The 12220-nt window shown below is 74.6% G+C and carries 11 protein-coding genes; 2 read left to right on the top strand and 9 right to left on the bottom strand.

Annotated features, from left to right (window positions below):
- Positions 1 to 98 precede the first annotated feature (98 nt).
- Positions 99 to 1022, top strand: a complete 924-nt coding sequence (locus ACLWS4_RS30990; protein ID WP_117488963.1) for an undecaprenyl-diphosphate phosphatase — start codon at positions 99 to 101, stop codon at positions 1020 to 1022.
- Here the strand turns inward: ACLWS4_RS30990 and ACLWS4_RS30995 are convergent.
- Both ACLWS4_RS30995 and ACLWS4_RS31000 read right to left on the bottom strand, forming a co-directional pair.
- The gene (locus tag ACLWS4_RS30995; protein ID WP_380739966.1) at positions 1007 to 1759 is read right to left on the bottom strand and encodes an alpha/beta fold hydrolase; all 753 of its coding nucleotides are present in this window, start codon (positions 1757 to 1759) and stop codon (positions 1007 to 1009) included. The two genes, ACLWS4_RS30990 and ACLWS4_RS30995, sit on opposite strands and share 16 nt — an antisense overlap.
- A 114-nt stretch (positions 1760 to 1873) precedes the next feature.
- Entirely contained in the window at positions 1874 to 2752 is an 879-nt protein-coding gene (locus ACLWS4_RS31000; RefSeq protein WP_416875912.1) for a sigma-70 family RNA polymerase sigma factor, read from the bottom strand.
- Positions 2753 to 2944: 192 nt separating this feature from the next.
- Here ACLWS4_RS31000 and ACLWS4_RS31005 point away from each other — a divergent pair, with 192 nt between their 5' ends.
- Positions 2945 to 4387 carry a PLP-dependent aminotransferase family protein gene (locus ACLWS4_RS31005; protein ID WP_416875859.1) on the top strand — a complete coding sequence of 481 codons (1443 nt, stop codon included), beginning with the start codon at positions 2945 to 2947 and terminating at the stop codon, positions 4385 to 4387.
- Between the two features lie 98 nt (positions 4388 to 4485).
- On the opposite strand, the gene ACLWS4_RS31010 is transcribed toward ACLWS4_RS31005, so the two are convergent.
- The 7 genes from ACLWS4_RS31010 to ACLWS4_RS31040 form a co-directional block, all read right to left on the bottom strand.
- On the bottom strand, positions 4486 to 4695 hold the full coding sequence (locus ACLWS4_RS31010; protein ID WP_049651771.1) for a DUF6126 family protein: 210 nt from the start codon (positions 4693 to 4695) through the stop codon (positions 4486 to 4488).
- Positions 4696 to 4727: 32 nt separating this feature from the next.
- A complete protein-coding gene (locus ACLWS4_RS31015) occupies positions 4728 to 5363 on the bottom strand; it encodes a helix-turn-helix domain-containing protein (RefSeq protein ID WP_049651770.1) in 636 nt (211 codons plus the stop codon).
- A 100-nt stretch (positions 5364 to 5463) separates the two neighbouring features.
- Positions 5464 to 7176 (bottom strand): pyruvate dehydrogenase, encoded by a 1713-nt coding sequence (locus tag ACLWS4_RS31020; RefSeq protein WP_049651777.1) that lies wholly within the window; start codon positions 7174 to 7176, stop codon positions 5464 to 5466.
- A 156-nt stretch (positions 7177 to 7332) separates the two neighbouring features.
- Positions 7333 to 9741, bottom strand: coding sequence for a glycoside hydrolase family 65 protein (locus tag ACLWS4_RS31025; RefSeq protein WP_074002068.1), 2409 nt, complete (start codon positions 9739 to 9741; stop codon positions 7333 to 7335).
- Positions 9738 to 10487, bottom strand: a complete 750-nt coding sequence (locus tag ACLWS4_RS31030; RefSeq protein WP_416875860.1) for an HAD family hydrolase — start codon at positions 10485 to 10487, stop codon at positions 9738 to 9740. Before ACLWS4_RS31030 ends, ACLWS4_RS31025 begins: the two co-directional genes overlap by 4 nt.
- A gap of 132 nt (positions 10488 to 10619) precedes the next feature.
- Positions 10620 to 11420, bottom strand: coding sequence for a VOC family protein (locus tag ACLWS4_RS31035; RefSeq protein WP_049651767.1), 801 nt, complete (start codon positions 11418 to 11420; stop codon positions 10620 to 10622).
- A 263-nt stretch (positions 11421 to 11683) separates the two neighbouring features.
- Positions 11684 to 12175 carry an SRPBCC family protein gene (locus tag ACLWS4_RS31040; protein ID WP_380739972.1) on the bottom strand — a complete coding sequence of 164 codons (492 nt, stop codon included), beginning with the start codon at positions 12173 to 12175 and terminating at the stop codon, positions 11684 to 11686.
- Between the last annotated feature and the right edge of the window lie 45 nt (positions 12176 to 12220).

The following is a 12220-nucleotide window of genomic DNA, read 5'->3' on the forward strand; positions in this document are numbered from 1 at the left end:
ACTTCCGTCGGCGGGGCTGCCGAACGTCTACATGCGCGTAGTAGCTTCGCGAGGGCCCCCGACCCGGCCGGCCACCGACCCCCGAGCGAAGGTGCGCGATGTCGACCCTGACCTACCCGGAAGCGATAGGCGTCGGCCTGCTCCAGGGCGTGACGGAACTCTTCCCGGTCTCCAGCCTCGGCCACAGCATCCTGCTGCCCGCCCTGGTCGGCGGGCGGATCCAGCACGACCTCGACATGACCGCCGAGGGCTCCTCGTACCTCGCCGCCCTGGTCGCCCTGCACCTGGCCACCGCGCTCGCCCTGGTGGTCTACTTCCGCAAGGACTGGGTCCGGGTGGTCGAGGGGCTGTTCGGCTCGATCCGGCACCGCCGGGTGGAGACCCGCAACGAGAGGCTCGCCTGGCTGCTCGTCCTGTCCACCATCCCGGTCGGCGTGGCCGGCCTCGCGCTGGAGAAGGCCCTGCGCAACGCGCTCGGCAAGCCCGTCCCGGCCGCGGTCTTCCTCGCCCTCAACGGGCTCGTGCTGCTCGGCGCCGAGCGGCTCAAGCGCGGCGGCACCGGCCGCCGCCGGGCCGGACACTCCGCCGGACACGCCGCCGACGAGCCGGGCCTGGACCCGGCGATCGCCTCCGACCACCGGCTGACCAGGCTCGGCTACGGGCAGGGCGCCTGGATCGGCGCCGCGCAGATCCTCGCGCTGTTCCCGGGCATCAGCCGCTCCGGCGTCACCATGAGCGCCGGCATCCTGCGCGGACTGCACCACGAGGACGCCGCCCGGTTCTCCTTCCTGCTCGCCACCCCGGTCATCCTGGCCGCCTCGGTGCTCAAGGTGCCCGAGCTGTTCAGGCCGGAGAACTCCGGCGTGCTCGGCCCCGTCCTCGCGGGCAGCCTCGCCGCCTTCGTGGCCGGCTACGTCTCGGTGCGGTTCCTCACCCGGTACTTCGAGACCCGCAGCCTGACGCCGTTCGCGCTGTACTGCTTCCTGGCCGGCGTCGGCAGCGCGGTCTACCTGTCGCTCTGAGCCGTCCGGCCGCCGCTCCGGGCCGTCCGGCCGCCGCTCTTCGCCGTACGGGCCGCCTCGCCCAGGATCCCGGCGAGGTCGGCCGGCCGGGAGAACATCGGCCAGTGCCCGGTGTCCAGCTCCACCAGCCGCCAGTGGCCGTCCGCGACCAGCCCGGCGACCACCGGCGGCGGCTCCGGCCAGTCCATCAGGCACTTCACGTACACCGCCGGGAGCCCGCTCAACGGGCCCTCCAGGAAGGCCGGTTCGGTCAGCGAGGGGCCCGGGTGCGGGGTCGCCCCCGCGGCGATCCGGGCGATCTGCCCGACCGTCAGCCCCTGCTCGGCGAACTCGGCCGGCGGCAGCGGCGGCCACCAGCCCCCGTGCGCGGCCAGGTCGGCCCGCAGCGCGGCCGGCTCCGGCAGCTGGTCGGCGAAGGACTCCCCCGCCACCGGCACGTTGGCGTCCACCAGGACCAGCCCGGCCAGCCGCCCGCCGATCCGCTCGGCGGCCTGGCCCACCGGGATGCCCGAGTAGCTGTGCCCGACCAGCACCACCTCGCGCAGGTCCAGCCGCTCCACCTCCGCGACGACGTCCGCCACGTGCGCCTGCTGCCCGGCGGGCGCGCCGCGCTTCTCCGCGAGCCCGGAGAGCGTCAGCGGGTACGCCCCGTGCCCGGCCGCGCGCAGCTCCGCCACGACCTCGTCCCACGCCCAGGCGCCGAGCCAGGCGCCCGCCACCAGCACAAAGTTCGCCATGGGCGGCACCGTAGCGCGCGAGTGTGACGGCGGCCCGGAAAGCGACGGGAAACACCACGTGGAGGAACGGTGGGGGCGCCCCGCCCGCGCCCGGGCGCCCCCGGCGGTTCCGGGTCAGCCGGTGGTGAGGCCCAGGGCGGCCAGCCGGGTCGGGTCGGTGAGGATGTCCAGCCCGGTGATCCGGCCCTCGTGGACGGTGAACGACATGACCGACAGCGGACGGCCCCCGGCGAAGGACACCACCCCGGGCGAGCCGTTGACCGGCACCAGCCGCCCGTCGGCGGCGAAGCGGGCGAAGGCGATCGCCTGCGAGGCGACGTCCGCCGCACCGCGGCGCAGCACGCTCGGCACCAGCGTGCCGCCGTCCGACCGGGCCACCACGTCCGGGTCGAGCACCGTCAGCAGAGCGTCGAAGTCCCCGCCCCGGGCGGCCCGCAGGAAGGCCTCCACCACCTCGCGCTTGCGGGCGTCGTCGGAGTCCGCCGCCGGGGTCGCGCCCTGGACCCGGCGGCGGGCGCGGCTGGCCAACTGCCGGGTGGAGGCGGAGGTCCGGCCGAGCACCTCGGCGATCCCGTCGAAGGGCACCTCGAACATGTCGTGCAGCACGAAGGCCACCCGCTCCGCCGGGGAGAGCGTCTCGAGGACCACCATCAGCGCGATCCCGACCGAGTCCGCGACCAGCACCTCGTGCACCGGGTCCAGCGCCGACAGCCCGCCGACCACCGGGTCCGGCAGCCGCACCCGGCCCTCCTGCTCGGGCAGCGGATCCTCCCGGCGGGAGGCGCGGGAACGCAACTGGTCCAGGCAGACCCGGCCGACCACGGTGGTGAGCCACGCCCCGAGGTTGCGCACCCCGCCCACATCGCTGCGGCCCAGCTTCAGCCAGGCCTCCTGCACGGCGTCCTCGGCCTCGGCGAGCGACCCGAGCATCCGGTAGGCCACCGCCCGCAGCCGGGGGCGCTCCGCCTCGAAACGCCGGGCCAGTTCGGCCAGTTCAGCCGGTTCGACTGCTTCAGCCGGTTCGGCCGGGAGGTTCTCCTCGCTCACCCTGTCACATCCTCGGGTCGGGATCCGTCGGTCCAGTGACGGACGCTAACCGACCGGGAGGACACGATGGGGAGGAGCCCGCCGGCGCCACCCGGCGACCCCGCCCGCGCCCCCTGGCGACAGGCGAGAATGGAGGCCGTGAGCACCTCCCGGACCACCTCCTGGACCACCTTCGGCGGCGACCTGCACCTGGACCTCACCGAGCGCCGGGCCGCCGGCGCCGGACTGCGGGCCGCCCTGGAGGACGCGCTGCGCGAGGCCGTCCAGGACGGGCGGCTCACCCCCGGCACCCGGCTGCCGTCCTCCCGGGCGCTCGGCGAGGACCTCGGGATCGCCCGCAACACCGTGGTCGAGGCGTACGGCCAGCTCACCGCCGAGGGCTGGCTCAGCTCCCGGCAGGGCTCCGGCACCACCGTCGCCCGGCGGACGGTCCCGGAACCGGTCCAGGGCCGGCGGCCGGCCCCCCGGGCGGTACGGGCGCGGCAGACCGCCCGGTACGACCTGATGTCCGGACGGCCCGACCTCTCGCTCTTCCCCCGCACCGCCTGGCTGGCCGCCGCCCGCCGCGCCCTCGCCACCGCGCCGCACGAGGCCCTCGACTACGGCAGCCCGCTCGGCCGGATCGAACTGCGGCAGGCGCTCACCCACTACCTGGCCCGGGTCCGCGGGGTGCGCACCGACCCCGACCACCTGCTCGTCTGCACCGGCGTCACCCAGGGCCTCGGCCTGCTCTGCGCCGCCCTGCGGGAACGCGGCGCCCGCACGCTGGCCGTCGAGGAGTACGGGCTGCCGCCGCAGCACGCGGTCGCCCGGGCCGCCGGACTCGCCACCGCCCCGGTGCCGCTGGACGCGGACGGCGCCCTGGTCGACCGGCTCGACCCCCGGGCCGGCGCCGTCCTCCTCACCCCCGCCCACCAGTTCCCCACCGGCGCGGCACTCTCCGCCGACCGGCGGGCCGAGGCGGTGCGGTGGGCGCGGGAGCAGGCCCGGTACGTCATCGAGGACGACTACGACGGCGAGTTCCGCTACGACCGGCAGCCGCTCGGCGCGATGCAGGCGCTGGACCCGGAACGGGTGGTGTACGCCGGGACGGCCGCCAAGAGCCTCGCGCCGGGCCTGCGGCTGGCCTGGCTGGCCCTGCCGGACGCGCTGGTCGAGCCGGTCGCCCGACTGAAGGCGCTGGCCGACACGATGTCCCCGGTGCTGGACCAGCTGACGCTCGCCGAACTGATCACCTCCGGCACGTACGACCGCCACGTACGGCGCTGCCGGCTGCACTACCGGCGCCGGCGCGACCACCTGGTCGCGGCGCTCGCCGAACACGCCCCGCAGGTCCGGGTCACCGGCATCGCGGCCGGCCTGCACGTCGTCATCCGGCTGCCGCCCGGCTCCACCCCCGAACCCGAACTCCTCGCCCGCGCCCAGCAGGCCGGCCTCGCCCTCCACGGCCTCGCCTGGCACCGCACCGCCCCGTCCCCCGCCGACGCCCCGACCGCCCTGGTCATCGGCTACGCCACCTCACCGGACCACGCCTTCCCGGCGGCGGTCCAGGCCCTCTGCGAACTGCTGCGCGGGGCCTGAGCGGGAAGGGGAGAAGGCAGGTGGGCCGGGCCGGTGCGGGAACGGCGGTCCGCCCGCCCCCTCGGGGGTGGGGGCGGGCGGACGGTTCGGGGTGTGAACTACTTGTTCCGGCTGCCGAGTTGGAACAGGAGGATGATGAACCCGGCGAAGAGGTGGCAGCCGACGGTGTAGAGCACCAGGCGGTGGTAGACCCGCTTGTTGGCCCACTTGCCGGCGTCCATGGTCTTCGGGCCGGCCGGAGTGTCGGCACCGGCGGCCGGGTTCTCGGCGTCGGCGGCCGGGGTGACGGTGGTGGTGGGATCGGCCATGGTGATCTCCTCCGGGGTGTTCTGACGGCAGGTCAGTGAACGGCGGCGGGGCCGCCGCCGAGGCAGAGTTCGCCGCCGGGGCTCTGCAGCAGGGTGTGGACGAAGAGCAGTTCGACGCCGCTGTCCGACTCTGCGGCGATGCAGTGCGGGGTGAGCGAGTCGTAGTGGGCGGAGTCGCCCACCGCGAGGTGGTGGACGCGGTCGCCGAGGGTGACGCGGAGCGCGCCCTTGAGGACGTACAGCCACTCCTCGCCCGGGTGGACCCGGACCACCGTGTCCTGCACGCCCGGCGGGACGTGCACCCGCAGGGCCTGCATCGCGCGGCCGGGGGCGCCGGCCCGGCGGTAGCCCCAGCCACCGGCCCGGCCGGGTTCGATGGCGCCGCCGCGGACGATCGGGTCCGGCTCGGCGAGGGTCTCGCCGAGCAGGCCGGAGACCGAGGTCCCGTACGCGCGGGCGAGGCCGAGCAGGACGGGCAGCGAGGGCTGCCGGCGGCCGGTTTCCAGTCGGGACAGATAGGCTGGGGAGAGCCCGACCCGCCCGGCGGCCACCTCCAGCGTGAGACGGCTGCTGAGCCGGTGCTCACGGAGACGGGCGGCGAGGCCGGCGACCTCCTGGTCGTCGAGCTGTTCGCCTGCTGCGGCGGCGCCGGTGGAGCTGCTGGTCATGTGTCCAGTGGACACCCGCCGTGCCGCACGGGCAAGAATTTTGCCTCAGAGGCAAGACCCTTCGGCAGGCCTCCTGACAGGCGCCCCGACCGGCCCCCGCTCACGGCCGCGGGATGTTCCGCAGGTTGCTCCGGGCCAGGTCGACCATGCGTCCGACGCCGCCCGAGAGCACCGTCCGGCCCGCCGCCAGCGCGAAGCCCTTCAGCTGGGCGGCGGTGATGTGCGGCGGGATGGAGAGCGCGTTGGGGTCGGTGACCACGTCCACGAGGGCCGGGCCCGGCCGCTCCAGCGCCTCGACCAGCACCTCCCGGACCCGGGCCGGCTCGGTCACCCGCTTGGCCTGGATGCCCATCGCCCGGGCGATCCCGGCGTAGTCCACGTCCCCGTTGTCGATCTCGAACTCCGGGTAGCCGGAGACCAGCATCTCCAGCTTGATCATGCCGAGCGCGCCGTTGTTGAAGACCACCGTCTTCACCGGCAGCCGGTGCTTGGCCACCGTGAGCAGCTCGCCGAGCAGCATGCCGATCCCGCCGTCGCCCGCCATCGCGACAACCTGCCGCCCGGGGCAGGCGAGTTGGGCGCCGATCGCGTGCGGGAGGGCGTTGGCCATCGAGCCGTGCAGGAAGGAGCCGATCACCCGGCGGCGGCCGTTGGGCTGGAGGTAGCGGGCGGCCCAGACGTTGTTCATGCCGGTGTCCACGGTGAACACGGCGTCCTCGGCGGCCACCTCGTCGAGCACCGAGGCGACGTACTCGGGGTGGATCGGCAGGTGCTTCTCGATGTCCCGGGTGTACGCGCCGATCACGTCCTCCAGCGACCGGCAGTGCTTGCGCAGCATCCCGTCCAGGAAGGCGCGGTCGCGCTTGGCGTCGAGCAGCGGCAGCACGGCCCGCAGGGTGGCGGCCACGTCGCCGTGGACGGCGAGTTCGAGGGCGGTGCGGCGGCCGAGCCGGGTGGCGTCGTGGTCGACCTGGACGGTGTGCGCCTGCGGCAGGAAGGAGTCGTACGGGAAGTCGGTGCCGAGCAGCACCACCAGGTCGGCGGAGTGCAGCGCCTCGTGGCAGGCCCCGTAGCCGAGCAGGCCGCTCATGCCCACGTCGTACGGGTTGTCGAACTGGATCCACTCCTTGCCGCGCAGGGAGTGGCCGATCGGCGCGTTCAGGGCCTGCGCGGCGGCCATCACCTCGGCGTGCGCCCCACGCACCCCGGCGCCGCAGAACAGCACCACCTTGCGGGCGGCGTTGAGCAGCCGGGCCAGTTCCTGCACCTGGGACCAGGGCGGGGCGGCGACGGCCTGCTCGGTGAGGAAGTGGCTGGTGCCGGTGGGGGCGGCGGCGGAGAGCGCGGCGACGTCCCCGGGGAAGGCGAGCACCGAGACGCCGTGCGAGCCGAGCGCGTGCTGGACGGCGACCCGCAGCAGGCGGGGCAGCTGGGCGGGGGTCGAGAGCATCTCGCACCAGGTGCTGCAGTCGGTGAACACCCGCTCGGGGTGGGTCTCCTGGAAGAAGCCGGTGCCGATCTGCCCGGACGGGATGTGCGAGGCGAGCGCGAGCACGGGCAGGCCGCTGCGCTGGGCGTCGTACAGCCCCTGGACGAGGTGGGTGTTGCCGGGGCCGCAGGAGCCGGCGCAGACCGCGAGCCGGCCGGAGAGTTCGGCCTCGGCGGCGGCCGCGAAGGCGCCGGCCTCCTCGTTGCGCACGTGCACCCAGCTGATGCCGTCGGCCCGCCGGATGGCGTCCACGACGGGGTTGAGGCTGTCCCCGACCACGCCGTAGACCCGCTCCACCCCGGCCTGCCGGAGCACCTCCACCATCTGTTCGGCCACGCTCGGCACGGCGGCGACTCCTTCGCTGGGGCGGCTCCACGGGACACCAGCACTCTCCGGGGCGGCCGGGGGCGGCGCAGCCGGGGCGGGGCGAACGGGTGAGGCGGCGGACCCGGGAGCGCGGGAGCGGGAGCGGGGTCCGGGCTACTCGGCCGCCAGGTGGTCCTGCTGGCCGAGCTTGCCCGCCGCGAGGCCGGCCTGGGGCTTGCGGCGGCCGGGTTCGCGGCCCGGGGGCTGGGCGACCCGTTCCTGGGCGGGCGGGGCGGTGGTCGGCAGGGTGACCGGGGCACCGGACTTGACCTGCACCGCCTCGCCGTCGTGCCGCACGTGGAGGACCTCGCCGCGGCGCAGCGTGTACGTCGTCCGCTCGTGGGTGATCTCGACGCCGAGCAGGTGCCCGCGCACCAGCAGCGAGAAGCTCAGCCGCATCAGCCCGGACGGCAGCCGGGGCCGGAACGAGAGCGCCTCGCCGTGGTCGCGCAGCCCGCCGAAGCCGGCCACCAGGGCGATGCAGGCCCCGGCGAGCGAGGCCATGTGCAGGCCGTCGCGGGTGTTGCCGCCGAGGTCGTGCAGGTCCATCAGCGCGGCCTCGGCCGTGTAGTCGTAGGCGAGGTCGAGCTGGCCGACCTCGGCGGCGATCACCGCCTGGGTGCAGGCGGAGAGCGAGGAGTCCCGGACGGTCAGCCGCTCGTAGTAGGCGAAGTTGCGGGCCTTCTGCTCGTCGGTGAAGGCGTCGCCGCGGACCTGCATGGCGAGCACCAGGTCGGCCTGCTTGACCACCTGCTTCCGGTACAGGTCGAAGTACGGGTAGTGCAGCAGCAGCGGGTAGTTCTCCGGCGGGGTGTGCTCGAAGTCCCAGACCTGGTGGTGGGTGAAGCCGTCGGCCTGCGGGTGCACGCCGAGGTCCTCGTCGTACGGGATGTACATCGCGGCGGCCGCGTCGCGCCAGGCGGCGGTCTCCTCGGTATCCACGCCGAGCAGCGCGGCCTCGTGCGGGTTGCGGACGGCGGCCTCGGCGGCGGCGCGCAGGTTGGTCTGCGCCATCAGGTTGGTGAAGACGTTGTTGTCCGCGACGGCGCTGTACTCGTCGGGGCCGGTGACGCCCTCGATGCGGAACCTCCCGGCCACGTCGTGGTGGCCGAGCGAGCGCCACATCCGGGCGGTCTCGACGAGCAGTTCGAGCCCGTACTCGCGCTCGAACTCCGCGTCGCCGGTGGCCCGGACGTAGCGGGCGACGGCGGCGGCGATGTCGGCGCCGATGTGGAAGGCCGCGGTGCCGGCCGGCCAGTACCCGGAGCACTCCTCGCCGCGGATCGTCCGCCACGGGAACACCGCGCCGGACAGGCCGAGTTGGACCGCCCGCTCGCGGGCCAGCGGCAGGGTGGTGTGCCGCCAGCGCAGGGCCTGGTTGACGGCGGCGGGCAGGCAGTAGGTGAGCACCGGCAGGACGAAGGTCTCGGTGTCCCAGAAGCTGTGCCCGTCGTAGCCGGGCCCGGTCAGCCCCTTGGCGGGGATGGCCCGCTCCTCGCTGCGGGCGCCGGCCTGCAGGACGTGGAAGACGGCGAACCGGACGGCCTGCTGGAGTTCGACGTCGCCCTCGATCTCGATGTCGCTGGTCTCCCAGAACTCCTGGAGGAATTCGGCCTGTTCGGCGATCAGCCCGTCCCAGCCGGTGTACCGGGCGGCGGTCAGCGCGGCCTCCACCTGGTCCCGGACGGCGGGCAGCGAGCGGGTGCCGGACCAGCCGTAGGCCATGAACTTGGTCAGCCGCAGCCGCTGTCCGGCCTTGAGCACGGTGGTGACGCTGATCCGGCACTGGTCGGCGTCGGCCTCGGCGACGGTGTCGGACTTCTCCGGCCCCTCGATGATGTGGTCCATCCCGGCCGCGACCCGGATGCCGCTGTACCGGGTGCGGTGCACCAGGATGGCCTTGGTCCCGCTGGCGTGGTGCGCCTCGGGCTGCAGCGGCGCCTCCAGCACGGCGGCGGCCCGCGGGTCGCCCTCGGGGCCGCCGGGCAGCTGCTCGTTGGCGACCAGCTCGGACTGGAGCACGATCCGCACCGGGCCGTCCACCGCCTCGACGCTGTACTCGACGGCGGCGACGGCGCGCTGGGTGAGCGAGACCAGTCGGGAGGAGCGCACCCTGATCGTCCGCCCGGCCGGGGAGGTCCACTCCGCCTCGCGGTGCAGCAGGCCCTCGCGGACGTCCAACCAGCGCTTGTGGCTGACGAGTTCGCCGTAGCGCAGGTCGAAGGGCTCGTCGTCCACCAGCAGTCGGATGATCTTGCCGTTGGTCACGTTGATGACGCTCTGGCTGGACTCCGGGTAGCCGTAGCCGCCCTCGCCATACGGCAGCGGGCGCAGTTCGAAGACGCCGTTGAGGTAGGTGCCGGGCAGGCCGTGCGGCTCGCCCTCGTCCAGGTTGGCGCGCAGGCCGATGTGGCCGTTGGAGAGCGCGAAGACCGACTCGGCGCGGGCCATCGAGGCCAGGTCCAGGCCCTGTTCGGTGATCTGCCAGGGGTCGATCGCGAAGTTCTTGTCCCCGGGAGTCATGCCTTCCCCTCCCCCAGGAGCTCGGAGAGGTCCTGGACGACCACGGTGGCGCCGTCCCGGCGCAGTTCGGCGGCCTGGCCGGTGCGGTCCACCCCGACCACCGCGCCGAAGCCGCCGGCCCGGCCGGAGGCGACCCCGGCGAGCGCGTCCTCGAAGACCGCGGCGTGGGCGGGTTCGACGCCGAGGGCGCGGGCGGCGTACAGGTAGGTGTCGGGGGCGGGCTTGCCGGGCAGTCCCTCGGCCTTGGCGGTGTTGCCGTCCACGATCACCTCGAACAGTTCCTCGATGCCGGCCGCCCGCAGCACGTCCCGGCAGTTGGCGCTGGAGGAGACCACGGCGCTGGGCAGCCCGGCCGCGCGCAGCCGGTGCACGTAGTCGACCGAGCCCTGGTACGCCTGGACGCCCTGCTCCCGGATCAGCCTCAGCACGGTGTCGTTCTTGGCCCGGCTGATCCCTTGCACCGTGGGGGAGTTGGGCGGATCGTCCGGGGTGCCCTCGGGCAGGTCGACGCCCCGGCTGCGCAGGAACGCGCGGGTGCCGTCCAGGCGCGGGCGGCCGTCCACGTAGGTGTCGTATTCGGTGACGGCGTCGAAGGGGACGAACTGGCCGCCGGTGCGGGCGGCTTCGGCGCGCAGGAAGGCGTCGAAGGTGTCCTTCCAGGCCGCGGCGTGCACCTTCGCGGTCTGGGTGAGCACCCCGTCGAGGTCGAAGAGGAAAGCACGGATGTCGTCCGGTAGCCCCAGCATGGGTGCAGTCTTACCCGGGAACGGGGGGAAGCCGCCCATTTCCCGGCGGCGCGTCGCGGGAAGGGCGGCTTCCGGTTGCCGGGCGGGGCCGGCCGGGGCCGGACCGGGCGGCGTCACGGCGCCGGGGCGGCGTTACGGCGAGTCGGGCATCTGCGCCTCGGGCGCCTCGATGACCGCGAAGACCGCGCCCTGCGGGTCCTGGACCACCGCCATCCGGCCGGACTGCATGTCGAAGGCCGGCTGGATCACCGAGCCGCCCGCCTTGACCAGGGCGTCCACCGTGGAGTCGGCGCCGTCCACCGAGAAGTAAGTCATCCAGTGCGAGGGCGTGCCGGCCGCCAGGTAGCCGGGGATCGCCTGCATGCCGCCCACCGTGCGGTCGGCGACGTTGAGCGAGAAGTAGCCGTCCATGCCCTGGATGGTGGCCGGGCGCAGCCCGAGGGCCGGCTGGTAGAAGCGGCCGGCCGCGCCGGTGTCGGCGGTGTTGAGCTCGTTCCAGACCAGTGCGCCGGGCTCGTTGACCACGCCCGCGCCGATGAAGTCCATCGCCTGCCAGACCCCGAACACCGCACCGGTCGGGTCGGCGGCGACCAGCATCCGGCCGATCGTGCCGACGTCCATCGGGTCGTACAGGACCGTGCCGCCGGCCTCGGTGATGGACGCCCGGGCCGCGTCGGCGTCGTCCGAGGCGAGGTAGGTGGTCCAGGCGACGGGCGGCGTCGGCTGCCCCTCGGGCGCCGCCTGCGCCATGATCCCGGCGACCGGCCGGCCGTTGAGCATGCACACGGCGTAGCCGCCGAACTCGGCCGGGCCGACCTCGCCCTGCCAGCCGAACAGGTCGCGGTAGAAGTCGAGCGCGGCCTGCTGGTCGCTCGCCATCAGGTCGACCCAGCACGGGGTGCCGGGCTTGTACGGATCGGTGACTACGGGCATTGCTGGGCCTCCCGGAGGCGGTGGTGGCCGGCTGTGGTGGTCGGGACGGTCGGAGCGGTCGGGCCCTCGTCCCGGCCGGGCCCGGTTGGGGGTACGGCCCGGCCGGGACGACGGCGGTACACCGCCACCTTCGGCCCGCCGCCGCGATCCCGCCACCGGACGGCGCCCTGGCGGGCGACCGGCGGCCGGACCGTCACGGGGCTCGGGCGGGGTGCTCACGGGCTGTTCACCGGGGCTGTTCACCGAACTCTTCCCCGGGCTGCTCACGGGGCGTCGTGGTGGTGCCCGGTGACGAAGTACGGCTGCACCTTGCCGCTCTGCGCGTAGTCCTTGAGCCGGACCAGCAGTTCGGCCCAGGTGCCGGCCACCGCCGGGACGCCGTCCTCGCTGCCCGGCTGCCAGCCGCCGTGCCGGAACAGCAGCCGGGTGCGCCCGGGCGCGGCGGGCCGGTCGGGCTCGGAGGCGGTGGGCTCGTCGGGGGCGCCGGGCTGGTCGGACAGCTCCCAGCTGATCCAGGTGCCGGCCCAGTGCGGCGGGAAGGACCCGGCGTTGGTCCACACCACCCGGTCCCGGTCGGCCCGCTCCACCCGCAGCCGGAACGGCTCGGGGACGTCGGGGAAGTCGAACAGCAGGACGTCGCCGTCCCGGTCCACGCCGGTGGTCCACCAGGCGGTCAGCCCGTCGTGCGTGGTGAGTGCGGCGAGCACCACGTCCCGGGGCGCGGCGATGTCGAGCTGGAGGGCGATCTCGGGCATGGGTCCGCCTTTCGGTGGCCGCCGGATTCCCTTACGCCCACCATG

The organism is Kitasatospora sp. SC0581, assembly GCF_048159585.1.
Taxonomy (GTDB): Bacteria; Actinomycetota; Actinomycetes; order Streptomycetales; family Streptomycetaceae; genus Kitasatospora.

Excerpts from the sequence above, each read along its gene's own strand:
- ACLWS4_RS31025 (WP_074002068.1), bottom strand. The coding sequence starts at position 9,741 with ATGACTCCCGGGGACAAGAACTTCGCGATCGACCCCTGGCAGATCACC.
- ACLWS4_RS30990 (WP_117488963.1), top strand. The coding sequence starts at position 99 with ATGTCGACCCTGACCTACCCGGAAGCGATAGGCGTCGGCCTGCTCCAG.
- ACLWS4_RS31015 (WP_049651770.1), bottom strand. The coding sequence starts at position 5,363 with ATGACCAGCAGCTCCACCGGCGCCGCCGCAGCAGGCGAACAGCTCGAC.
- ACLWS4_RS31030 (WP_416875860.1), bottom strand. The coding sequence starts at position 10,487 with ATGCTGGGGCTACCGGACGACATCCGTGCTTTCCTCTTCGACCTCGAC.
- ACLWS4_RS31010 (WP_049651771.1), bottom strand. The coding sequence starts at position 4,695 with ATGGCCGATCCCACCACCACCGTCACCCCGGCCGCCGACGCCGAGAAC.
- ACLWS4_RS31020 (WP_049651777.1), bottom strand. The coding sequence starts at position 7,176 with ATGGTGGAGGTGCTCCGGCAGGCCGGGGTGGAGCGGGTCTACGGCGTG.
- ACLWS4_RS31040 (WP_380739972.1), bottom strand. The coding sequence starts at position 12,175 with ATGCCCGAGATCGCCCTCCAGCTCGACATCGCCGCGCCCCGGGACGTG.
- ACLWS4_RS31035 (WP_049651767.1), bottom strand. The coding sequence starts at position 11,420 with ATGCCCGTAGTCACCGATCCGTACAAGCCCGGCACCCCGTGCTGGGTC.
- ACLWS4_RS30995 (WP_380739966.1), bottom strand. The coding sequence starts at position 1,759 with ATGGCGAACTTTGTGCTGGTGGCGGGCGCCTGGCTCGGCGCCTGGGCG.